This window comes from Ralstonia sp. A12, from assembly GCF_000801955.1.
GTDB lineage: Bacteria > Pseudomonadota > Gammaproteobacteria > Burkholderiales > Burkholderiaceae > Ralstonia.
On sequence record NZ_JSZO01000020.1, the window covers coordinates 102,318 to 124,365 of the forward strand.

General features: G+C 64.0%; 21 protein-coding genes. 14 read left to right on the forward strand and 7 right to left on the reverse strand.

Annotation, left to right across the window (positions count from 1 at the left end; genetic code table 11):
• The first annotated feature begins 15 nt into the window (after positions 1–15).
• Both PI87_RS21195 and acnA read left to right on the forward strand, forming a co-directional pair.
• Positions 16–1,467, forward strand: a complete 1,452-nt coding sequence (locus tag PI87_RS21195) for a bifunctional 2-methylcitrate dehydratase/aconitate hydratase (RefSeq protein WP_039599697.1) — start codon at positions 16–18, stop codon at positions 1,465–1,467.
• A gap of 78 nt (positions 1,468–1,545) precedes the next feature.
• Positions 1,546–4,251, forward strand: a complete 2,706-nt coding sequence (acnA, locus tag PI87_RS21200) for an aconitate hydratase AcnA (RefSeq protein WP_039599698.1) — start codon at positions 1,546–1,548, stop codon at positions 4,249–4,251.
• Positions 4,252–4,314: 63 nt separating this feature from the next.
• Here acnA and PI87_RS21205 read toward each other — a convergent pair whose 3' ends face one another.
• Positions 4,315–4,800 (reverse strand): transposase, encoded by a 486-nt coding sequence (locus tag PI87_RS21205; protein WP_442965506.1) that lies wholly within the window; start codon positions 4,798–4,800, stop codon positions 4,315–4,317.
• Positions 4,801–5,284: 484 nt separating this feature from the next.
• On the opposite strand from PI87_RS21205, the gene PI87_RS21210 reads away from it, so the two are divergent.
• The 4 genes from PI87_RS21210 (at position 5,285) to PI87_RS21225 (ending at position 9,614) form a co-directional block, all read left to right on the forward strand.
• Positions 5,285–5,578 (forward strand): hypothetical protein, encoded by a 294-nt coding sequence (locus PI87_RS21210; RefSeq protein WP_039599699.1) that lies wholly within the window; start codon positions 5,285–5,287, stop codon positions 5,576–5,578.
• Between the two features lie 83 nt (positions 5,579–5,661).
• Positions 5,662–6,873, forward strand: coding sequence for a DUF2863 family protein (locus PI87_RS21215; protein WP_039599700.1), 1,212 nt, complete (start codon positions 5,662–5,664; stop codon positions 6,871–6,873).
• A gap of 162 nt (positions 6,874–7,035) precedes the next feature.
• Positions 7,036–8,622 carry an ABC transporter substrate-binding protein gene (locus PI87_RS21220; RefSeq protein ID WP_039599701.1) on the forward strand — a complete coding sequence of 529 codons (1,587 nt, stop codon included), beginning with the start codon at positions 7,036–7,038 and terminating at the stop codon, positions 8,620–8,622.
• A 158-nt stretch (positions 8,623–8,780) separates the two neighbouring features.
• Complete coding sequence (locus tag PI87_RS21225) at positions 8,781–9,614, forward strand: BspC domain-containing protein (RefSeq protein ID WP_039599702.1); 834 nt, start codon at positions 8,781–8,783, stop codon at positions 9,612–9,614.
• Positions 9,615–9,693: 79 nt separating this feature from the next.
• Here the strand turns inward: PI87_RS21225 and PI87_RS21230 are convergent, their stop codons facing one another.
• Entirely contained in the window at positions 9,694–10,839 is a 1,146-nt protein-coding gene (locus tag PI87_RS21230) for a M14 family metallopeptidase (protein WP_039599741.1), read from the reverse strand.
• A gap of 14 nt (positions 10,840–10,853) precedes the next feature.
• Positions 10,854–11,627 (reverse strand): peroxide stress protein YaaA, encoded by a 774-nt coding sequence (yaaA, locus tag PI87_RS21235; RefSeq protein ID WP_039599703.1) that lies wholly within the window; start codon positions 11,625–11,627, stop codon positions 10,854–10,856.
• 37 nt (positions 11,628–11,664) lie between these two features.
• On the opposite strand from yaaA, the gene PI87_RS21240 reads away from it, so the two are divergent.
• Together PI87_RS21240 and PI87_RS21245 are read left to right on the forward strand one after the other, a co-directional pair.
• Positions 11,665–12,168, forward strand: a complete 504-nt coding sequence (locus PI87_RS21240; protein WP_039599704.1) for a putative toxin-antitoxin system toxin component, PIN family — start codon at positions 11,665–11,667, stop codon at positions 12,166–12,168.
• Positions 12,169–12,179: 11 nt separating this feature from the next.
• The gene (locus PI87_RS21245) at positions 12,180–13,364 is read left to right on the forward strand and encodes a pyridoxal phosphate-dependent aminotransferase (RefSeq protein WP_039599705.1); all 1,185 of its coding nucleotides are present in this window, start codon (positions 12,180–12,182) and stop codon (positions 13,362–13,364) included.
• A 12-nt stretch (positions 13,365–13,376) separates the two neighbouring features.
• Here PI87_RS21245 and PI87_RS21250 read toward each other — a convergent pair whose 3' ends face one another.
• Complete coding sequence (locus PI87_RS21250) at positions 13,377–14,033, reverse strand: glutathione S-transferase (protein WP_039599706.1); 657 nt, start codon at positions 14,031–14,033, stop codon at positions 13,377–13,379.
• Positions 14,034–14,143: 110 nt separating this feature from the next.
• Between PI87_RS21250 and PI87_RS21255 the strand changes: the two genes are divergently transcribed.
• The 4 genes from PI87_RS21255 to PI87_RS21270 are packed head-to-tail and all read left to right on the forward strand — an operon-like array spanning position 14,144 to position 18,372.
• Positions 14,144–15,652: a 3-hydroxyacyl-CoA dehydrogenase gene (locus PI87_RS21255; protein ID WP_039599707.1), complete on the forward strand. Its 1,509-nt coding sequence runs from the start codon at positions 14,144–14,146 to the stop codon at positions 15,650–15,652.
• A 42-nt stretch (positions 15,653–15,694) separates the two neighbouring features.
• Positions 15,695–16,474 (forward strand): oxepin-CoA hydrolase, alternative type, encoded by a 780-nt coding sequence (locus PI87_RS21260; RefSeq protein WP_039599708.1) that lies wholly within the window; start codon positions 15,695–15,697, stop codon positions 16,472–16,474.
• A gap of 12 nt (positions 16,475–16,486) precedes the next feature.
• Complete coding sequence (locus tag PI87_RS21265; RefSeq protein WP_039599709.1) at positions 16,487–17,245, forward strand: histidine phosphatase family protein; 759 nt, start codon at positions 16,487–16,489, stop codon at positions 17,243–17,245.
• 38 nt (positions 17,246–17,283) lie between these two features.
• Positions 17,284–18,372 carry a phosphotransferase gene (locus tag PI87_RS21270; protein WP_039599710.1) on the forward strand — a complete coding sequence of 363 codons (1,089 nt, stop codon included), beginning with the start codon at positions 17,284–17,286 and terminating at the stop codon, positions 18,370–18,372.
• A 9-nt stretch (positions 18,373–18,381) separates the two neighbouring features.
• On the opposite strand, the gene PI87_RS21275 is transcribed toward PI87_RS21270, so the two are convergent.
• A complete protein-coding gene (locus tag PI87_RS21275; RefSeq protein WP_039599711.1) occupies positions 18,382–18,786 on the reverse strand; it encodes a glyoxalase in 405 nt (134 codons plus the stop codon).
• A complete protein-coding gene (locus PI87_RS21280; RefSeq protein ID WP_039599712.1) occupies positions 18,783–19,487 on the reverse strand; it encodes an SDR family oxidoreductase in 705 nt (234 codons plus the stop codon). The genes PI87_RS21275 and PI87_RS21280 overlap by 4 nt, the downstream gene beginning before the upstream one ends.
• A gap of 117 nt (positions 19,488–19,604) precedes the next feature.
• On the opposite strand from PI87_RS21280, the gene PI87_RS21285 reads away from it, so the two are divergent.
• Positions 19,605–20,573, forward strand: coding sequence for a LysR family transcriptional regulator (locus PI87_RS21285; protein ID WP_039599713.1), 969 nt, complete (start codon positions 19,605–19,607; stop codon positions 20,571–20,573).
• On the opposite strand, the gene PI87_RS21290 is transcribed toward PI87_RS21285, so the two are convergent.
• Complete coding sequence (locus PI87_RS21290; protein ID WP_039599742.1) at positions 20,501–21,448, reverse strand: LysR family transcriptional regulator; 948 nt, start codon at positions 21,446–21,448, stop codon at positions 20,501–20,503. The genes PI87_RS21285 and PI87_RS21290 overlap by 73 nt on opposite strands.
• A gap of 92 nt (positions 21,449–21,540) precedes the next feature.
• Here PI87_RS21290 and PI87_RS21295 point away from each other — a divergent pair, with 92 nt between their 5' ends.
• Entirely contained in the window at positions 21,541–21,996 is a 456-nt protein-coding gene (locus PI87_RS21295) for a PaaI family thioesterase (RefSeq protein WP_052321663.1), read from the forward strand.
• Positions 21,997–22,048 lie beyond the last annotated feature (52 nt).

Consider the following 22,048-nt stretch of genomic DNA (forward strand, 5'->3'; position numbering starts at 1 on the left):
CCACAGGAGCCGCCCATGTCCGCACCGGTTGCGAACATCCGCCCGAAACCCGACAAGGTCATCGTCGATATCGTCGACTACGTGACCAAGTTCAAGGTCGACAGCAAGACCGCCTACGATACGGCGCGCCATTGCCTGCTGGACACCTTGGGCTGCGGGTTAGAGGCGTTGTCGTATCCGGCGTGTACCAAGCTCCTGGGGCCCATCGTGCCGGGAACCGTCGTGCCGAATGGCGCGAAGGTCCCAGGCACGCAATTCCAGCTCGATCCGGTGCAGGCGGCGTTCAGCATTGGCGCCATGATCCGCTGGCTGGATTTCAACGACACCTGGCTGGCGGCCGAATGGGGCCATCCGTCGGACAACCTCGGCGGCATCCTGGCCGTGGCGGACTGGTTGTCCCGCACGAACATCGCCGGCGGCAAGAAGCCGCTCGTGATGCGCGACGTGCTGACCGCGATGATCCGCGCCCACGAGATCCAGGGCTGCATCGCGCTCGAAAACGCATTCAACAAGGTGGGGCTGGACCACGTCGTGCTGGTCAAGGTCGCCACCACCGCGGTGGTCGGGCAACTGCTCGGGCTGTCGCGCGACGAAATCATCAATGCTGTGTCGCTGGCGTGGGTCGATGGCCAGGCACTGCGCGCCTACCGTCATGCGCCGAATACCGGCAGCCGTAAGTCGTGGGCCGCAGGCGATGCGACCAGCCGCGGCGTGCGCCTGGCGCTGATGGCCAAGACCGGCGAGATGGGCTACCCCTCTGCCCTCACCGCCAAGGGCTGGGGCTTCTACGATGCGTCCTTCAAGGGCCAGCCATTCAAGTTCCAGCGCAAGTACGGCACGTACGTGATGGAAAACGTGCTGTTCAAGATCAGCTTCCCGGCCGAGTTCCATGCGCAGACCGCCGCTGAAGCGGCCATGACACTGCACAAGGCACTTGCAAAGGCTGGTAAGGCTATCGACGACATTGAAATGATCACGATCCGCACGCACGAAGCGGCGATCCGCATCATCGACAAGCAAGGCCCGCTGAACAACCCGGCGGACCGCGACCACTGCATCCAATACATGGTCGCCGTACCGCTCATCTTCGGCCGGCTGACGGCTGAGGACTACGAAGACACCGTCGCCCGCGACCCGCGCATCGATACACTGCGCAAGAAGATCGTCTGCGTGGAAGACAAGCAGTTCACCCGGGATTACCACGACCCCGAGAAGCGCTCGATCGCCAATGCGATCACCGTCCAGTTCAAGGGTGGCAAGGCTCTTAAGGAAGTCGTGGTCGAATACCCGATTGGCCACAAGCGGCGGCGCAAGGAAGGCATGCCGCTCTTGGTCGAGAAGTTCAGGACCAACCTGGCCCGCCGTTTTCCGGCCAGGCAGCAGGACGCGATCCTGACGGCATCGCTGAACCAGAAGACGCTGGAAGCGATGCCAGTCAATGCGTATGTCGATTTGTACGTGATTTGAGTTTGATTTTGTCGACTTGATGTATCTGCAAAGGGCGCTCCGGTGCCCTGCGCAATCCTTAAGCCTTGGAGTCATGCCATGCCCCACAACCTGAAAAAAACACTCAAGGAATTCAAGATCAACGGCGGCCAGACCGGCAAGTTCCATTCCCTGCCGCAACTGGGCAAGGAACTGGGCGTGGCGATCGAGCGCCTGCCGGTGTCGATCCGTATCGTGCTGGAATCCGTGCTGCGCAACTGCGACGGCAAGAAGGTGACCGAAGAGCACGTCGCGCAACTGGCCAACTGGAAACCGAACGCCGAGCGCGTTGACGAGATCCCGTTCGTGGTCGCCCGCGTGGTGCTGCAGGACTTCACCGGCGTGCCGCTGCTGGCCGACCTGGCCGCCATGCGCAACGTGGCCGAGCGCATGGGCAAGAACCCCAAGAAGATCGAGCCCCTGGTGCCGGTCGACCTGGTGGTGGACCACTCGGTGCAGGTCGACCACTTCCGCGAGAAGAAGGCGCTGGACCTGAACATGCAACTGGAATTCTCGCGCAACAACGAGCGCTACCAGTTCATGAAGTGGGGCATGCAGGCATTCGACACGTTTGGCGTGGTGCAGCCGGGCTTCGGCATCGTCCACCAGGTCAACCTGGAATACCTGGCACGTGGCGTCCATAAGAAGAGCGGCGTGTACTACCCGGATACGCTGGTCGGCACCGACAGCCACACCACCATGATCAACGGGATCGGCGTGGTCGGCTGGGGCGTGGGCGGCATCGAAGCCGAAGCCGGCATGCTGGGCCAGCCGGTGTACTTCTTGACGCCGGACGTGGTGGGCGTGGAGTTGAAGGGCCGCCTGCGCGAAGGCTGCACGGCAACCGACCTGGTGCTCACCATCACCGAAATGCTGCGCAAGGAGAAGGTGGTCGGCAAGTTCGTCGAGTTCTTCGGCGAAGGCACGGCCAGCCTGTCGCTGCCGGACCGCGCCACCATCGGCAACATGGCACCGGAATACGGCGCCACGATGGGCTTCTTCCCCGTCGACGGAAAGACCATCGACTACTTCAAGGGCACAGGCCGCACCAAGGAAGAAATCAACGCGTTCGAAGCCTACTTCAAGGCACAGAAGCTGTTTGGCGTGCCGAAGGCCGGCGAGATCGACTACACCAAGACGCTGACGCTGGACCTGGGCACAGTGGCCCCGTCGCTGGCGGGTCCGAAGCGCCCGCAAGATCGGATCGAAATCGGCAACGTGAAGTCGACGTTCTCGTCGCTGTTCTCCAAGCCGGTCGCGGAAAACGGCTTCAACAAGAAGTCGGAAGACCTGGACACGACCTACACGACCAGCAACGGCGTGGACGTGAAGAGCGGCGACGTGCTGATCGCTGCCATCACCTCGTGCACGAACACCTCGAACCCGAGCGTGCTGTTGGCAGCCGGCCTGCTGGCCAAGAAGGCGGTGGAAGCCGGCCTGCAGGTCGCACCGCACATCAAGACGTCGCTCGCCCCGGGAAGCCGCGTGGTGACCAAGTACCTGGAAGCCGCAGGCCTGCTGCCGTACCTGGAAAAGCTGGGCTTTGGCGTGACGGCGTACGGCTGCACGACGTGTATCGGCAACGCTGGCGACCTGACGCCGGAGCTGAACGAAGCCATCGTCAAGAACGACATCGTGGCGGCCGCCGTGCTGTCGGGCAACCGCAACTTTGAAGCGCGTATCCACCCGAATATCCGCGCCAACTTCCTGGCCTCGCCGCCGCTGGTCGTCGCCTACGCGATCGCCGGCAACGTGACGCGCGACCTGATGACCCAGCCGGTTGGCCAGGGCAACGACGGCCGCGACATCTACCTGGGCGACATCTGGCCGACGTCGGAAGAGATCGCCAAGCTGATGAAGTTCGCCATGAACGCCGATACGTTCCGCACGAACTACGAACAGGTCAAGAAGCCGTCCAAGCTGTGGGCCAACGTCAAGGGCACGAAGGGGCAGGTCTACGACTGGCCGAAGTCGACCTACATTGCCGAGCCGCCGTTCTTTGAAGGCTTTGGCATGACGCCGGCCGAGGCTTCGGCATCGGTTTCGGGCGCACGCGCCCTGGGCGTGTTTGGCGATTCCGTGACGACCGACCACATCTCCCCGGCCGGTTCGATCAAGGAAACGTCGCCCGCCGGCAAGTACCTGCTGGCCAACGGCGTGCTCAAGGCCGACTTCAACAGCTATGGCTCGCGTCGCGGCAACCATGAGGTGATGATGCGCGGCACGTTCGCCAACGTGCGCATCAAGAACCTGATGATCCCGGCCAAGGCCGACGGTTCGCGCGTGGAAGGCGGCGAAACGCTGTTCCAGCCGAGCGGCGAGCAAATGTCGATCTACGACGCGGCCATGAAGTACATCGCCGATGGCACGCCGACGGTCGTGTTCGGTGGCGAAGAGTACGGAACGGGCAGCTCGCGCGACTGGGCCGCCAAGGGCACGCAGCTGCTGGGCGTGAAGGCCGTGATCGCACGCAGCTTCGAGCGTATCCACCGCTCGAACCTGGTCGGCATGGGCGTGCTGCCGCTGCAGTTCAAGGGCAACGACTCGGCACAGTCGCTGGGCATCGTGGGCGACGAGACCTTCGACATCGAGGGCCTGGACGGCGAAATCAAGCCGCAACAGGACGTCACCCTGGTGATCAAGCGCGCCAACGGCGAGACCGCGCGTGCGCAAGTGCTGCTGCGCATCGACACGCCGATCGAAGTCGACTACTACAAGCACGGCGGTATCCTGCCGTTCGTGCTGCGTCAGCTGCTGGCCGCGTAAGTCAACACTGCGCTGCAGATCGGAAGCCGGCTCTTCGGAGCCGGCTTTTTTATTGGGTAATGCCTAACGAATCTGGACCAGAATAGGTTCGATTTCAGACTGGGGTGTTGCCCGCAAGAGCTTGAGCAGCAAGGGTTTCAGGTCTTGATCTCGGTGGTTAAAGCGCCAGCAAACTTCCCCCAAGTAAAGGTGGAAGTGTTTGCGAGGCACTCCACGGTAAGGATAGAGCCAATTCTTGGCGTAGCTCCAGAAGCCCTCAATGCCGTTGATATGGTCCCGGCCGACGGGCCTGCCTTTCTCCTTGCGCACCACCACATGGTCACCTCGTAGCCGCAGGGTGGCATAGGCCTGCCACGCATCGGTGTAGTACAGCGAGCCCTCTCGGGTGTGGCCTGGATCTGCTCCATGATGGCCGCCTGGTCGTGCTGGGCAATCGGTGCGGCCTTTACTTCGCCGTTGCGTTTGACGATGCCGAAGACCACGACTTTGCCCGCAGCTCCCCAACCCCGCTTGCCGTGCCGAGCCCCGCCAAACGTCGTTTCGTCGCATTCTAGGGCTCCCGCGAACGGCTCGCGCAACTGCTCTTGCTGGGCCATGCACGCCCGAATCAGCCGATAAAAGCGTTCGATTGCGGGGCGGCTGGCCGTGCGGCCAAAGCGCTGTCGATACACCGGCACGCCCCAGACGAATCGCTGTAGCAGTTCATGTTTGACCCGCACTGACAGGCGACTGGCATCCCACGCGCTACGCCAGCGATACCGGTGTCCGCAGCGCCGGCATTTGCGCCTGCCATCACCAAGCTGGTATGCCCTCGTGTAGCCACACTCAGGACATCTTTTCATCGCCAAATCCTCGCAGATTTGGTCCAGCTTGGTTAGGCATTACCTTTTATTGCCGGCCAAATCAAACAAGGTGACGATGTACCAATCCGAACGCGGGCTTTGGTAGAGTGTGCCGAATAGGCCGCGTGACGGAATCGTCCTCCACTACCCGGCTCTCGCCCGATCGTTTCATCCGCAGGAGCTTCGCACCCATGGCCAAAGTGGTCCTCGCCCTACTCGTCGTGGCGGCCGCCGTGTTCTACATCCTGTTCAAGGCGCCGCAGACCGATGCCCAGGCACCGACTGCCGCCGCAGCAACGTCACCTGCCGTGACAGCCGCGCCCGCGCCCGTGCCACAGCCCCCGCCGATGGAAGCACCCGCTTCTGCTGTGGCGCCCGCCGCCTCTGCAAGCGCGCCAGCAGCATCGGAGCCGGTCGCCGCATCTGCCCCGGCTTCTGCCCATGACGTGGTCGCCGAAGCATCGGCACCCGCCGCCAAGCCTTAGGGGTTTCGCCGAGAAAGCATCACGCAGCAGCGACCAAGGGTAAAATAACGCCCCTTCTTTCCAATCGACCGGTACGGCACAGCATGGCAGGATTCCGCTCCAAGGCCCCCCAACGTCTTTCCCCCGATGCCGAACGGCTTGTAGCCGATGCATTGGCGCTCGATGCGTCAGGCAGCCGCATCGAAGACGTCTACTGGGAACAACGGCTGTCCGAACGTCTCTCCCGGCTGCTCAAGAACGGCAGCCAGACCGCGCTCGACGCCGCGCTCGACCACCTCTTCAAGCACAACGAGGAAGCCTCCGACGTACTGGCCGAACAGGCCGAGACGCTGGCCGAATCGGCGGTGCTCACGTCGGGTGGCGTTGAATACGATGCGCTGCTGATTGCGGCGCCCATCCTCGCGCACACGCGCTACATGATCCCGTCGGGCGCGATCAAGCCCGAGCTGGCGCAGACGCTGCAGGTGCACCTGCAGGCGCACGTGATGGCGTCCAGCGCTCGCGTGGCACTCGCGCCGTACCTGTACAGCATCGACCAGCTCCCGCGCACGCATTCCGACACCTTCGCTCTCACGCACAAGCTGGCGGCGCATGCGCTGTCCGGTCAGCCGCCCAAGGTCGACCTGCGCGACATGCCCGAAACGGCGCCTATCTTGGCCGATCCGCGCTACCTGGTGGCCATCGTCGTGGCCCAGCACGGCCAGCCGCTGTTCCGCTGGCAGGAAGACGCCAAGGAGCACCACGCCGAGCGCACCACCTGCCTGGAGCAATGGCGCGAGCAGGTCACGCCGACCATCTCCACGCTGATGCCGGGCTGCGAGTTCGATCTGCTGCTGCCGGATGCCTTCTTCCTGTCCTGCCGCGAGTCCGACAAGCAGATCCGCCCGCTGACTGTGCGTGCCGCAGTCAATTACCTGCAAGGCGCGCTGGATCTGCCGGCCAACCGTTTCAGCGCCATCATCGGCGCATTCGGCGAAGAGCAGATTGAGGAATACCGCGTGGCCTTTACCGTGCGCGGCGAGAAAGAGCTGATCTACGGCATCGTCTGGCCCGTCTACGGCCGCGACGGCGGCGCCACGGATGTCGCCGCCGAGGGCGAACCCGGCAGCCCGCTGGAGCAGATCTGCGACGAGTTGCGCGCCTGCGGAATTGAAGACATCTTCCGCCACGGCCAGCTCTTCGAGCCGGAGTACTGCGAAGACTGCGGCGCCCCGCTCTATGCGGATCGCTCCGCCGAGATCGTGCATGCCGAAATGCCCGAAGACGCGCCGACGCAGCAACCGCTGTTCCACTGATGCGCCCCTGCAAGTGATCAAGCCACCTTCGGGTGGCTTTTTTATTGCTGCAGCGTCGTTCATATTGATTGTTGGTTTGCGTCGCACGCGTCCAGTCGGCCTACGGCACAATGACGCTCTCTCGCCACATGGCATCACCGCCCGAACTCCAGGAGCCCTCCGATGACAACCCGCCCCCTGCTTCGCGCCTTGATCCGCAACCTCGCCGCTTGCGCGCTGGTTGCGACTGCCGCGGTGCCGTTGGCCGCGCAAGCCGACGACCTGCGCATCGGCCTGTCCGCCGACGTCACGTCGATGGACCCGCAATGGAACAACGCCGGCCCCAACAACGCCATGGCGCTGCACGTCTTCGAGTCGCTAGTCTTCCTCGATAAGAACGGCCGCTACACGCCGGGCTTGGCCACGTCATGGAAGGCCATCGACGCCAACACGTGGGAAATCAAGCTGCGCCCGAACGTGAAATGGAGCGACGGCACGCCCTTCACCGGCGAAGACGCGAAAGCGTCCATCGAGCGCCCGGCACGCCTGACCAACAGCCCGGGCCCGTTCACGAGCTACACCAAGTCGATCACCGAAGTGCAGATCGTTGATCCGCTCACGGTGCGGCTGAAGGTGTCGATTCCGAACTACGCGAGCATCCCGAACGACCTGAACAGCCTGCCGATCATCCCCAAGAAGGTCGCAGACGCGTCACAGGCGGATTTCGATGCCGGCCGCGCCATGATCGGCACGGGCCCGTTCGTGTTTGACCACTTCACGCGCGGGCAGGAGATCGTGCTGAAGAAGAACCCGAACTACTGGGGCCATGTGCCGCAGTGGGACAAGGTGACTTTCAAAATCATCACCGACAACGCGGCACGCACAGCCGCCCTGCTCTCTGGCGATGTCGATGTCGTGGAAGCGGTGCCCGCCGCCGATGTGCCGCGCATCAAGCAGAACCCGAAGTTCCACCTGGAGCAGCAGGTGTCGTGGCGCACGATCTTCTGGCAGATGGATCAGAGCCGCGATGTGTCGCCGTTCATCACGGACAAGGCTGGCAAGCCGCTCGCCAAGAATCCGTTCAAGGACCACCGCGTGCGTGAAGCCGTGGCGCTCGCCATCAATCGCGATGCGATCGTCTCGCGCGTGCTCGAGGGCCAGGGCGTGGTGGCATCGAGCATCGTGTCGCCGCAAATCTTCGGGCACCCTGGCGGCAAGCCGATTCCGTACGACGCAGAGCGCGCGAAGAAACTGCTGGCCGAGGCAGGTTATCCGAACGGTTTCGGGCTCACGCTGCATGCCACCAACAACCGCTATCTAAACGATGCGCAGGTTGCGCAAACCACCGCGCAGTTGCTCACGCGCGTTGGCATTCAGACCAAGGTGGAAACACTGCCGGTGGCGGCGTACTTCACACGTGCGCGCCAGGGCGAGTTCTCGTTCATGATGCTGGGCTGGGGCTCGGTGGCGGCAGATGTGGCACTGCGCAGCATTCTTGGCACGCCAAATGCGCAGACCGGCTACGGCACCTGGAACTGGGGCCGCTACAGCAATCCGGAGCTGGACAAGCTGGTGCAGACGTCACTCTCAACAGTATCGAGCGAACAAGCCCACGAGCAGGCCGCCAAGACCGCAGCACGCTTTGCGCAGACCGACTACGCGATCATCCCGTCGCACCATCAGCTCGCTACGTGGGCCATGCGCAAGGGTATCCGCTACGAGGCGCGCACCGACGAATGGTCGCTTGCATGGTTGTTCACCAAGCAATGATGATCACTTGGTAACCAACACCGTGCCGTAACGCGCTGTTACAGCAAAATCGCTTGATGTGCCGCATTGGGGACGCATTGGGGTAACTAGCAGGAACTTTCAGCGCGAGCTTTCCTCTATCATGGCGATTTCCACGCCGACACCCTGTAACACTCGTGATGTTGCGACCCAAACTACTCTGTCTCGGCGTCGTCGCTTTGCTGGCCGCCTGCTCTAACTTGCAGACTGAACCGACCGATGCGTCGGCCCAGGCCACCAACGCCACGCCGAGCGCTCAAGCCGCGCAAACCAAGCCGGCCACGCAGCCCGTACCGACCACGCCGCCCATCGTCTTCGGCTCGACCGACGCCAGCGGCAATACCACGGTCAACCTGCCGTCCAAGGACAAGATGAGCTTGTCCGAGTACCGCGCGCAAACCCGTGACCGCCTGATCCAATCGGAAGGTGCCCGCCCCGACGTGGCCGACTGCGCCGCGCATGCGAGCTGGATCATCCCGCGCTCGACCAACTTCGATCAGTTCCGCCTGCCGACCGGCGCGCTGTCCAATGACCAGGCCAAGGTCGAGCCGTGGGACTCGCGCTTCTCCTCCAGCAAGCAAGGCGCGGTCAAAGTTTCGAGCGTCGTCAGCTTCAATGCCGCCGTGCACAAGCGCGGCACGGGCAATGACCAGTGGGAGCCGGTGCGCGTGCGCTGCGGTTATGACGAAGGGATGATGCTGGCGTACGAGTTGCTCAACGCCAACGGCGAGCCCTTCGCCGCGCCGGCCGCCGCACCGTCGTCAACGGCAACTCGAACCCACTGCCGTCGCGGTCATCGTTGCACGACCTCGGCAGTGCACGGCAAGAGCACTGCCAAGGGCAAGGCCTCGACGAAGTCCACGGGCAAGTCCGCCAAGGGCGGCGGCACGGCCAAGACCAAATCGACTTCGACCGGCAAATCCACTGCCAAGTCGACGGCCAAGAAGACGACGAAAAAGTCGACCGGCCAGTAAAGACAAACGCGCCGCCAGATCTCTGGAGGCGCGTTGTCGTTTAGGCTTCGGTTGACGGCTTTGGCGCCATCAGTCTCAATCAGCCGAGATACTCCAGGATCGCCTGCAGCATGGCCGCACCCAATGCGGCGCTGCGGGCGCCGTCCCAACCCACGCGTGCGTCGGGCAGATCGGCGTTGTCCTTGAACGGCATTTCCAGCGTCAACGACAGGCAGCCATAGGTGTGGCCGATGTACTTCGAAGCGAGCTTGAGCGCGTCTTCGTTGTACTTGCTGGCCTCGTAGCCGTATTGCGTCTGGAAGTCCGGCGATGCGCGCAAGAAAGCCGCGACAAAGCGGTCCTGATCGGCACGCTGCACATCGGTAAAGCCCGGCAACATCTCGCTGCCTGCCACGAACACGTAGGGCAGCGCTTCATCGCCGTGGATGTCGAAGAACAGGTCGACGCCGGTCTGCTCGATGGCCTGGCGCACGCACAGCACTTCGGGGCTACGCTGGGCGTCGGGCTCCATCCATTCACGGTTCAAGTTGGCGCCGGCGGCGTTGGTGCGCAAGTTGCCCAGAGAGGAGCCGTCCGGGTTCATGTTCGGGACGATGTGGAAGACGGCGCGCTCAGCCAGCACGCGGCCGATCGGGTCTCCGCCCCACACACCTTGACGCGTCAAGCGGGCGAGCAAGCCTTCGACAAACCACTCGGCCATCGTCTCGCCCGGATGCTGGCGCGCGATGATCCACACGTTCTTCTTGCCGGGGCCGGGTTCGCCAACGGTGATGCTCGTCATGTCGCGGCCCTGCACCGTGCTGCCAAGGCGCTGCGTGCGCACACCGGGCTTCGTTTGCGCGGCGGCCACGAGCGACAGGTGGCGCTCATCTGAGTACGGCTCGAAATACGCAAACCAGATGCTGTCGTGCTCGGGCGTCAGCTCGATGGTCATGGTCTTGCCGTCATAGCGCGTCGGCACGCGGAACCAGTGCTCGCGGTCGTACGAGGCAACCGCGTGGTAGTCCTTCCAGCCGGCGGCGTACGTGCACTCGCCTGCGTTTTCCAGGGCGAGTTTGCACGCTTGGCCCTGCACGCCTTGCAGGCGGAAGTGGAACCACTGCGTGAAATCAGCATGCGAATCGCGGCGGATACGCAGGCGGATGGCATCCGCGCGCGCGGCGTCGACAATCTCGATGGCGCCGCTGTCGAATGTGCTGGAGATGGTCGGTTGGGTAGCAGTCATGTCGAATCCTGTCATCAGGTGAGCTTGCGGCGGAAGACCCAGCGCTCGTCGTCGGAATCGGCCGCAGCAAACGCATAGCCGTCGACATCGAACGCCTTGAGCTTGCGCGGATCGGTGATGCGGTGCTCGATCGCGTAGCGCGCCATCAGACCGCGCGCGCGTTTGGCATAGAACGAGATGATCTTGTACTGGCCGTTCTTCCAGTCTTCAAAAACGGGGGTGACGATGCGCGCCTTCAGCACCTTGGGCCGCACCACCTTGAAATACTCTTCCGACGCGAGGTTGACGAGCACGGGGTCATCGTCCTGCTTGAAGAGCTTGTTGAGCGCGAGCGTCACCTCGTCGCCCCAGAAGGCGTAGAGGTCCTTTCCGTGCGGATTGGCTAGGCGCGTGCCCATCTCCAGGCGATACGGCTGCATCCAGTCGAGCGGGCGCAGCACGCCGTACAGGCCCGACAGAATGCGCAGATGCTTCTGCGCGAACTGCAGATCGTCGACTGCCAGCGAATTGGCATCGAGCCCGCCATAGACATCGCCGTCGAAGGCCAGTGCGGCCTGCTTGCTGTTCTCGGCAGTGAATTCGGCCGACCAATCGACATAGCGCGTGGCATTGAGCACGGCGAGCGGGTCGGAAATGTGCATCAGCGTGCCGATCTGGGCGGGCGACAGCTTGCGAAGCACTTCAATAAGCTCCGCGGAGCGCGCGATGAAATCGGGCAGCGTGTGGGTCTTGATGCGCGGCGGCGTGTCGTAGTCGAGCGACTTGGCCGGCGAGAGGACGATGATCATGTCAGAATCGCGGTTCACAAGTCTGGAATTGTATCGAATGGCAGACACTGCCGCCCTCGCCCAGATTCCCGCACCACGCGTGGTGCTGGACTCCAACATCTGGGTCGACATCCTGATCTTCGACGATGCCGTTGCGCGCCCCATCCGCGCCGCGCTGGAAGCCGGCCGGCTTGACGCCATCATCAGCCCCGCGTGCCGTGAAGAACTGCGCCGCGTGCTGGACTATCCGCAGTTCGCGCACTATGCCGTCGATGCGCAAGCCGCCCTCGCCTGGGTCGATCGCGTGACCCGCTCGGTCGCTGATCCGGAAGACGCCGCCCGCGCGCAAGGCGAAACCTTCGTCCCGCGTTGCAAGGATCGCGACGACCAAAAATTCCTGGTGCTGGCCGATGCTGCCAACGCCGCGTATCTCGTCTCCAAGGACCGCGCCGTGCTCAAGCTCAAGCGCCGCATGGCCAAGTATTGCGACGTGGCGGTGCTGCTGCCCAAGGAGTTCGTCGCACAGGTCCAGTTGGAGACCACTCCCCTCGTTCAAGCCTGAAGCCGTTTGTCATGACCACTGCTGCCCCATCCGCTGAATCGCTCGCGCCCATCGCCCCGCCGCCCTCGCGGCTGCCGAATGTCGGCACCACCATCTTCACCGTGATGTCGGCGCTGGCCGTGGAGAAGCAGGCCGTCAACCTCGGCCAGGGCTTTCCGGATTTCGATTGCGACCCACGCATCGTCGACGCAGTGTCCGACGCCATGCGCGCCGGCTTGAACCAGTACCCGCCGATGACCGGCGTACCCGCACTGCGCCAGGCCATCGCCGCGAAGGTCGCCAACCTGTACGGCCACACCTACGACGCCGACCGCGAGATCACCATCACCGCCGGTGCCACGCAGGCACTGCTGACCACGGTGCTGTGCTGCGTGCATCCGGGCGACGAAGTGATCGTATTTGAGCCGACGTACGACAGCTATATCCCGTCGATCGAGCTGGCCGGAGGCAAGGTCGTGCCGATCACGCTGAACGCGCCGGACTTCCGCATCCCGTTCGACGAGTTGGCCGCCGCCATCACGCCACGCACGCGGCTGATCATGCTCAACACGCCGCACAACCCGACCGGCACGGTCTGGCATGCGGACGACATGCAGAAGCTGGCCGAGATCCTGGCACCGACCAACGTGCTGCTGCTCTCCGACGAAGTGTACGAGCACATGGTGTACGACGGTGTGCCGCATGCCTCAGTCGCACGCATTCCAGAGCTGGCGCGGCGTGCCTTCGTGGTGTCGAGCTTCGGCAAGACGTATCACGTGACGGGCTGGAAGGTCGGCTACGTGGCCGCACCCGCAGCACTCACGGCGGAGTTCCGCAAGGTGCACCAGTTCAACGTGTTCACGGTCAACACGCCGGTGCAGCATGGGTTGGCGAACTACATGGCCGATCCGCGTCCGTACCTGGATCTCTCAGCGTTCTACCAGCACAAGCGCGATCTGTTCCGCGCCGGGCTGGAGAAGACACGTTTCAAGCTGCTGCCCTGCCAGGGCACGTACTTCCAGTGCGTGGACTACAGCGCCATCTCTGACCTGCCCGAGGCCGAGTTCGCCAAATGGCTGACGAGCGAGATTGGTGTGGCGGCGATTCCCGTGTCGGCGTTCTACTCGCAGCCGCTCGAATCGGGCGTGGTGCGCTTTTGCTTCGCCAAGAAAGACGAAACGCTCCAACTTGCGCTGGAGCGTTTGTCGAAGGTGTAAAGCTGGTGAAGATCAGGCGCGCTTGCTTGCGTAGTGCGCCAGCATCTGCTCCAGGTTCGCCTTGCTGTCTGCCCGCATCTTCTGCACGTTGGGGTTCTCGGCCATTTGAGCTAGGTAGGGCTTGACGCCCTCGACCGGCGCCAGCAGGTCTTCACCGTAGATGATCTTGGTGGCCTGGCTCACCAGCGGGAAGTGCACGATGGCGGCGCAATCCGCAATGGTGAACGTGTCGCCTGCGACGTACGGCGCGAACTTGAACAGCTTGGCCGCCGCCGGAATGTTCTTTTCCAACTGCTCGCGCACCTTCACCTTCAGGTTGTCGCTCACCTTGCCGCCGAAGAACGCCTCGGGAAACAGTTGGCGCGCCACCAATTCCAGGTGCAGCTCCAGGAAGGTCACGATCTCGCGCACCTTGGCCGCTGCAAACGCATCCGCAGGCACCAGCGGATGTTCCGGATAGCGCGCCTCCAGATAGTCGACGATGACCTGCGATTCGCACATGCCGCGGTCGCCATCCTTCAGATACGGCACCTTGTGCAGCGGCGAGATTGCGCCATCGGTCTGGTCGGGCCAGCGCAGTTCTTCCTGAAACGGGAGGCCCTTCTCCATCAATGCGAGCTTGACCTTGTTGTAGTAGTTGCTCGCGGAAAAACCGTATAGCGTCAGCATGAACCGATCTCCTTGGATGGTGGTGCTACCTGTTATGGTTGGCGCGGATGCCAAAAAACGCACGCCCGTGCTATTTTAGCTGGACTTCTTTCCTTCGCAGTAGGTTTTCTATGCAGACAATCGGGATTGTAGGCACCGGCGCCATGGGGCGCGGTATTGCGCAGATCGCGGCCCAGGCCGGCCTGCGCGTCAAGTTGTTCGATGCCAACCCGCCCGCCGTGGAAGCGGCGCGTACGGCACTGGCCGATACGCTCGGCAAGCTGGCCGCCAAGGGCAAGCTGACGGCGGAGGACGCCAACGCCACCGTCGCTCGATTGATTCCCGCCGGCGCTCTCACCGATCTGGCCGACTGCGATCTCGTCGTCGAGGCCATCGTCGAGAAGCTGGAGGTCAAGCGCGACCTCTTCCGCCAGCTCGAAGACATCGTCCGCGCCGATGCGATCCTGGCGTCGAACACGTCGTCACTGTCGATCACAGCGATTGCCGCAACGTGCAAGCACCCCGAGCGCGTGGCCGGCTTCCACTTCTTCAACCCGGTGCCGCTGATGAAGGTGGTCGAGGTGATCGACGGCCTGCGCAGCGCGCCTGCCACGGGTGATGCCTTGGCCGCACTCGCCAAGCGCATGGGCCACACGGCCGTGCGCTGCATCGACATGCCGGGCTTCATTGTCAACCACGCCGGGCGAGGCATGAACACCGAGGGCCTGCGCGTGGCGCAGGAAAGCGTGGCCGCGTATGCCGACGTGGACGCGATCATGCGCGAGCAGGCCGGCTTCCGCATGGGCCCGTTCGAGCTGATGGACCTGACGGGGCTGGATGTGTCGCACCCGGTGATGGAATCGGTCTACCGCCAGTTCTACGAAGAGCCGCGCTATCGCCCCTCGCAGATCACGGCGGTGCGCTTTGCCGGCGGCATCCTGGGCCGCAAGACCGGCGAAGGTTTCTATCGCTATCCGGAAGGACAGAAGCAGGTGCCCGCCGAAGCGCCTGTGCCGACCGCGCGCCCGTCGTCGGTATGGATCAGTCGCGCACATGAAGCCGGTCATGCCGCTGCACAGCGCCTGCTGCTCAACCTGGGCATCACGCCCGAGGCTGGCTCCAAACCGTCCGCCGACGCGCTGATCATCGTCACGCCGCGCGGGCTGGATGCCACGGCTTGCGTGGTTGCGGAAGGACTCGATGCACGCCGTACCGTGGCGCTCGATACGCTCTATCCGTTTGCCGCCACCAAGCGCCGCACGCTGATGACCACGCCCGCCACCGATGCAGCCTATCGCGATGCCGCGCATGGCTTGCTCGCCTCCGACGGCGTACCGGTGACGGTGATCCGCGATTCGGGCGGTTTCGTCGCGCAGCGCATCGTCGCGTGCATCGTCAACATCGCATGCGATATCGCTCAACAGCGCATTGCCACGCCCACCGACATCGACCTCGCCGTTACGTTGGGCCTCGGCTATCCGCAAGGGCCGCTGGCACTGGGCGATACGCTGGGCGCGAATGCCGTGCTCGAAATACTGCAGAACCTCTACACGCTCTATGGCGACCCGCGTTATCGCCCGAGCCCGTGGCTGCTGCGTCGTGCCCGTCTGGGCATGTCGTTGCTGACACTCGATGCCTGATCCTGATGCCTGACCGCCGCCACTCACTCTGACGAGGCCGCCATGACCGCGCAACTGCTCTCCCAACGCATTGGCTCGACGCTGGTGCTCACGCTGTCCAACCCTGACGCACGCAACGCGCTGGACCCGGTGATGTACACCGCGTCGATGGAAGCCCTGGACCGCGCCGCCAACGACAACGAGATCCGCGCCGTCATCTTTACCGGCGCGGGCAACGCATTCTGCGCCGGCGGCAACCTGAACCGGCTGCTGGCAAACCGCAGCCAACCCAAGAGCGTGCAGGAAGAAGGCATCGACGCGCTCAATCATTGGATCGAGACGATTCGCACGTTCCCCAAGCCCGTGATTGCCGCAGTGGAAGGCCCAGCGGCGGGTGCGGGCTTCTCACTGGTGTTGGCGTGCGACTTTGCGATCGCCGCGTCGGATGCCAAGTTCGTGATGGCGTATGTGAACGTGGCACTCACACCGGACGGCGGTGGCTCGTGGCACATCGCACGCTTCCTGCCGCGTCCGCTGGCCAGCGAGATCATCATGCTCGGCAAGCCGGTCGGTGCAGAGCGGCTGGCGCATTTCGGCCTCATCAACGAGGTCGTCAAACCCGGCGAGGCGCTGGACCATGCGCTGACACTGGCGGAGAAGCTGGCCGCGCAATCGCCGCATGCGGTGGGCCGCATCAAGGGCCTGATCACCAACACAGAAGACGCCTCGCTGCACGATCACCTCAAGGCCGAGCAGCACAGCTTTGTCGAAGCGCTGCATCACGCCGATGGCAACGAAGGCATCTCCGCCTTCCTGCAGAAGCGCAAACCGCAATATCGCTGATCGCAGGCACACATGGTTCCCTTTCCGACACCCAAGCGCCGGCGCGTCTATCTGATGCGCCACGGCGCCGTGACGTATTTCGACGAAACCGGCCGCCCTGTTCGCTCGCCCGAGGCCGTGCCGCTCAACGAACTCGGCCGCAGCCAGACCACCGCTGCGGGCAAGATCTTCGCCGCCGAGAACATCGTCTTCGATCGCGTGATCGTCAGCGGCCTACCGCGCACGGTGGAGACCGCGCAGCGTGTGCTGGCTGAGATGCCCGCGATGCAGGAGCGCGCTACCACACACGGCCTGACGCTGGAGCAATGGCCAGAGCTGCAAGAGATTCGCGGCGGCAAGCTGGCGGAGATTCCCGAGCATGAACTCGCGCAAGCCTTCATCGGCGCATTCGCGGGCACGGTGCGCGAAGACCGCCGCTTCCTGAACGGCGAGAGCGTCGGCGAGTTCCTCGACCGTGTGATTCCCGCCATTGCACGCCTGCGCGCCCTGCCCGACTGGGACACCGTGCTGCTGGTGCTGCACGGCGGCACCAACCGCGCGATCCTCTCGCACGCCATCACCGGCGGGGAGCGTGTGTTCTACGGCAGCCTCGCGCAGACGGCCGGCTGCATCAACGTGCTCGACGTGGGTGACGAACCTGGCGATTGGGTGCTGCGCATGAGCAATTTCTCGCCGCCGTCGCCCACGCATCTCGGCTCACGGCTGACGACGATGGAGGTGCTGCTGCAGGAATACCTTCAGCATCGGCAACCAGCGCGCCAACCGGCCTGAACTTTCCTCGACACACAACAAGATTCGGAGACATACCCATGGCACAGACGGAGCAGCAGGATTTCTCGGCCTTCGAGGGCACGCGCCCGGTAGCAGACCAGCAGAAGTTCGACATCGCCGCGCTGGAAGCGTGGATGCGCGAGCACGTGGAAGGCTTTGCTGGCCCGCTCACGGTTGAGCAGTTCAAGGGCGGCCAGTCGAACCCGACCTTCAAGCTGATCACGCCGTCGCGCACGTACGTGATGCGTGCCAAGCCGGGGCCGAAGGCGAAGCTGCTGCCGTCCGCACACGCCATCGAACGCGAGTATCGCGTGATGCATGCGCTGGCCAACACCGATGTGCCGGCCCCCAAGATGTTCGCGCTGTGCGAAGACGAAGCCGTGATCGGCCGCGCCTTCTACATCATGGAGTTCGTGCAGGGCCGTGTGCTGTGGGACCAGGCCCTGCCCGGCATGGAGCCCGCCGAGCGCACCGCCATCTACGACGAGATGAACCGCGTCATTTCCGCGCTGCATCGCGTGGACTACGCCGCCATCGGCCTGGCTGACTACGGCAAACCCGGCAACTACTTCGCACGCCAGATCGAGCGCTGGAGCAAGCAATACAAGCTGTCGGAAACCGAGTCCATTCCGGCGATGGACAGCCTGATCGAATGGCTGCCCAAGCACGTGCCGCAAGAGGCGGAAGAGATCACCAGCATCGTCCACGGTGACTACCGGCTCGACAACCTGATCTTCCACCCGACCGAGCCGCGCGTGCTGGCCATTCTCGACTGGGAGCTGTCGACGCTGGGCCATCCGCTGGCCGACTTCAGCTACCACTGCATGAGCTGGCATATCGAGCCTGGGCAATTCCGCGGCGTGGCCGGGCTGGACTTTGCGGCGCTCGGCATCCCTTCCGAAGCCGAGTACATCCGCCAGTACGAAGAACGCACCGGCCGCCGCATCACCGGCGACTGGAACTTCTACCTCGCCTACAACATGTTCCGCATTGCGGGCATCCTGCAGGGGATCATGAAGCGCGTGGTGGATGGCACGGCGTCATCCGCACAGGCGCTGGAAGCGGGCAAGCGCGCTCGCCCGATAGCCGAGCTGGGCTGGAAATACGCCCAGCAGGCTGGCGCATAAGGCAGCGCGTCACACGTACTCGCGCGCCGCTTCCAACGGACCGGACAGCGACGCTTCCAGCTCCAGCACCACCCCGCCCGGCAACTGCACAAAGATCTGTGCGGCAGGCCGCGCGGGGTGTTTTCGTACCTGATGCGGGATACCGCTTTCACGCACCGCAGCCAGCACATCCGCCGCATCCTTCTTTGTGCGGAACGCAATGTGCGAAAACACAAGCTCCGGGGTCTCTCCCTCCTGCGTCACTAGGTGCACCAGCGCATCGTCGTTCTGGTACAGCCATGTACCGGGAAACGGAAACGCCGGGCGCGGCCCCGGTTTCCAGCCAAACACGTCGGCGAAGAACTTGAGGATGGGCGCGTCACCTGCCACGTGGAAATTCACGTGGTCGAATGTCCAGTCGTTGTCCTCTGTCATAGCAAACCGCCTCCTTCAATATCGATGATGGCGCCGGTCATGAAGCCGTTGGTCATGGCCAGCAGGTAGCCCTGAGCAAGATCTTCCGGCGTACCGACACGGCCGACCGGTAAGCCGCTGCCAATGCGCGCGAGCATTGCTTCACGATCGGCGGGGGCGCCCCACACTTCCGTATCCACCACGCCGGGGCTGACCACGTTGACGCGGCGCGGCGCCAGTTCCTTTGCGAGGTTCTTGCCAGCCGCTTCCACGGCTGCGTTGATGGATGCGCGCAGCAACCCGGTCGCGGTAGCTTTGCGTGAGAGCAGACCCGATGTGAGTGTGATCGACGCCCGCTCCGCCAAATGCGGCAGCGCGGCCTGCACCGCCATCAGCGCAGCAAACAGCTTGGTGCCGAAGCCCTGTTCCAGATCAGCCCGTTGCAGCGAGGCAAACGGCGGCGGGCTCGTGCGCGAGCCGATGGTGACGACAAGGTGGTCGATCTTGCCGCCAGCCGCCGCCTGGGTGAATGCGCTCGCCAACGATGCCGTGTCGTTTGCATCCACAGCAACCCCATGAATACCGCCATCCGCCCTGGCCGAACGGCCCAGCACCGTCACGCGGGCGCCTGCGGCCGCTGCGGCGCGCGCCACCGCTTGCCCAATGCCCGCCGTACCGCCCAACACCACCACCGACTGGTCCTGCAAGGTCTTCGAAGTCATGCCAACGCTCCTTTGAGAAGAAAGAAAAAACCGTCAATCGACCGGGGCGATTCTTTCATCAAACAAAAGCAAGATAATCTGGCTATGCTTTGATGATTCTCCAAACTGGCTTTGACAATGATCGCCCTCGACGACCTCCGCCTGCTGGTGCGCATTGCCGATGCCGGCAACCTTTCCGCCGCCGCACGACAACTCGGCTGGCTGCCTGCCACCGCCAGCGCCGCGCTCAAGCGTGTAGAGACTGATCTGGGCGCCCGCCTATTCGAACGCACCACGCGCAGCATGCGGCCCACTGAAGCAGGCCAGCGTTATCTAGGGTATGCAAGACAGGCGCTGGAAGCGTTGGATGAAGGCGCTGAAAGCCTGGGTCAAGACCGCACCGAGCTGGCGGGCGCCATCCGGATTGCCGCCACCTCAGACCTGGGACGGCACATCCTGCGCCCGTGGCTCGATGCCTTCTGCGATGAACACCCCGGAGTGCGCGTCACGCTGGTGCTGGGCGACCGGCTGGCCGACCTGATGCGCGAAGACCTCGATTTCGCGCTGCGCTATGGGAATCTGCAGGATTCGGCACTGGTACGGCGGCCGCTGGCGTCGCATCCACGCGTGGTCGTGGGCGCGCCGTCGTACTTCAAGCAGCATGGCCGGCCCGCACATCCGAGCGATCTGGCCGACCACCGCTGCCTGATCCTGCTGCGCAACGGCGAGCCCGTCACGCGCTGGCAGCTCACGCATTCCAGCGGCCCCGCCCCCATCGACGTGCGTGGCGATTTCCAATGCGATGACGGCGCCGTCGTGCGCGACTGGGCGGTCGCCGGGCGTGGGCTGGCGTTCAAGTCGTGGCTGGACGTGGCGCAGGATGTGAGCGCCGGTCGACTGGAGGTGGCATTGCCCGCGTGGAGCCATGCGCCCACGCCACTGCAACTCGTGAGCTTGGCGCGCCGCCATCGGCCAGCACGGCTGACGGCCTGTGCGGAATTCCTGGCCGCGCGCTTTGCGGAGTTCAGCGCGCGCTATCCGTTTCCGTCGGCAAAGGCAGCCGCGGCTTCATCCAAGGCTACCTCGGCCATCGCCGCGAAGATGTGATCACGCAACCAGCGGCCGGCGGCATCCTGATCGCTGTTGGCGTGCCAGTACAGGTACAACTCCAGCGCCGGCACGTTGAACGGCAGCGGCAGCATGACGTTGCCATACGGCTCGTTGGCAATGCGCGCGTAGCGCACTGGCAGCGTGACGAGCCAATCCGTACAACTCACGACACGGCACGCCGCCGGGTAGTGCTGGCAGCGCAGGCGCACCCGGCGCTCGCGCCCCAGTCGGCGCAACTCCACGTCTTCCAGCCCCGCCCCGCGACGCCGTGATGACACCTGCACGTGCTCACAGGCCAGGTAGCGATCCAGCGTGAGCGGCGCCTGTGTGATCGGGTGGCCGGGGCGCGCCAGCACCACCATCGGGTCTGACAGGATCGGCGCGTGGCGGATGGCTGGGGACGCCGGCAGCAGAATGTCCGCCACCGCATCAATGGTGCCGGCCAGCAGCTCGGCTTCGAGCTGGCGACGATCTCCGCGCACCGTGGTCACGTCGATGCGTGGCGCTTCCTTGGCAATCGCTGCCATCAGGGGCGGCAGCAACGTTGCCTCCAGTGCGTCGCGCATCGAGATCGTGAAGCGGCGTTCACTCGTGGCCGGATCAAACCGCGTGCCCTCGCGCAACGTGCGCTCAAAGCCCTGCAACGATGTGCGCACCTCGGCGATGAGCGTGCGCGCCAGCGGCGTCGGCACCATGCCCTGCCCGCGCCGCTCGAACAGCGGGTCGTCAAACAGCTCGCGCAGCCGCCCGAGTGCGTGGCTGACGGCCGGCTGCGTCAGGTTGAGCGTGCGCGCCGCCGCCGTGATGCCGCCTTCCGTATAGATAGCGTCGAAGACGACGAACAGGTTCAGGTCGACCCGCGAGATATGCATGATTTTGATGAATGGCAATCTACGAAATTCATTTCTCTTATTGTAGGCGAAGGCTTAAGCTGCGGGCATTGATGTGAGTGATGCGATCAGCCATGACCACAGCCACCGAACGCTCTGTACCTGCCGGCTTTGAGATCCTGAATAAGCCGAGCCCCTTCCTGACGATGCTGGGCCCGGTCTATGCCCGTGGCATGGGGCCGTCGATGGTGATGGGCTTTCATGTGGGGCACCACCACCTGAACCGGCGCGGCATGCTGCACGGCGGTGTGGTGGCCTCGCTGGCTGATGCGGCGCTGGGTTACTGCCTGGCCGACCCAGCCAGCGGCAACAGCAACGAAGGCGTACTCGCCATGTCCACCGCCAGCCTCACCGTAGATTTCATCGCCTCGGCAGCAGAAGGCGACTGGATCGAGATCGCCCCGGAAGGCTTGCGCACCGGCAGCAAACTGGCCTTTGCGCAGGCGCTCTTTCACCGCGGCGACCGGCTGGTTGCTCGCGCGAGTGCCGTATTTGCCGTGCTCGGCGGCCGTATCGCCGCGCCCGTCTGAACTGAACTGACTTGATGGATTGCCCGTTCGAGACGCTTGTTCGATGTATTGA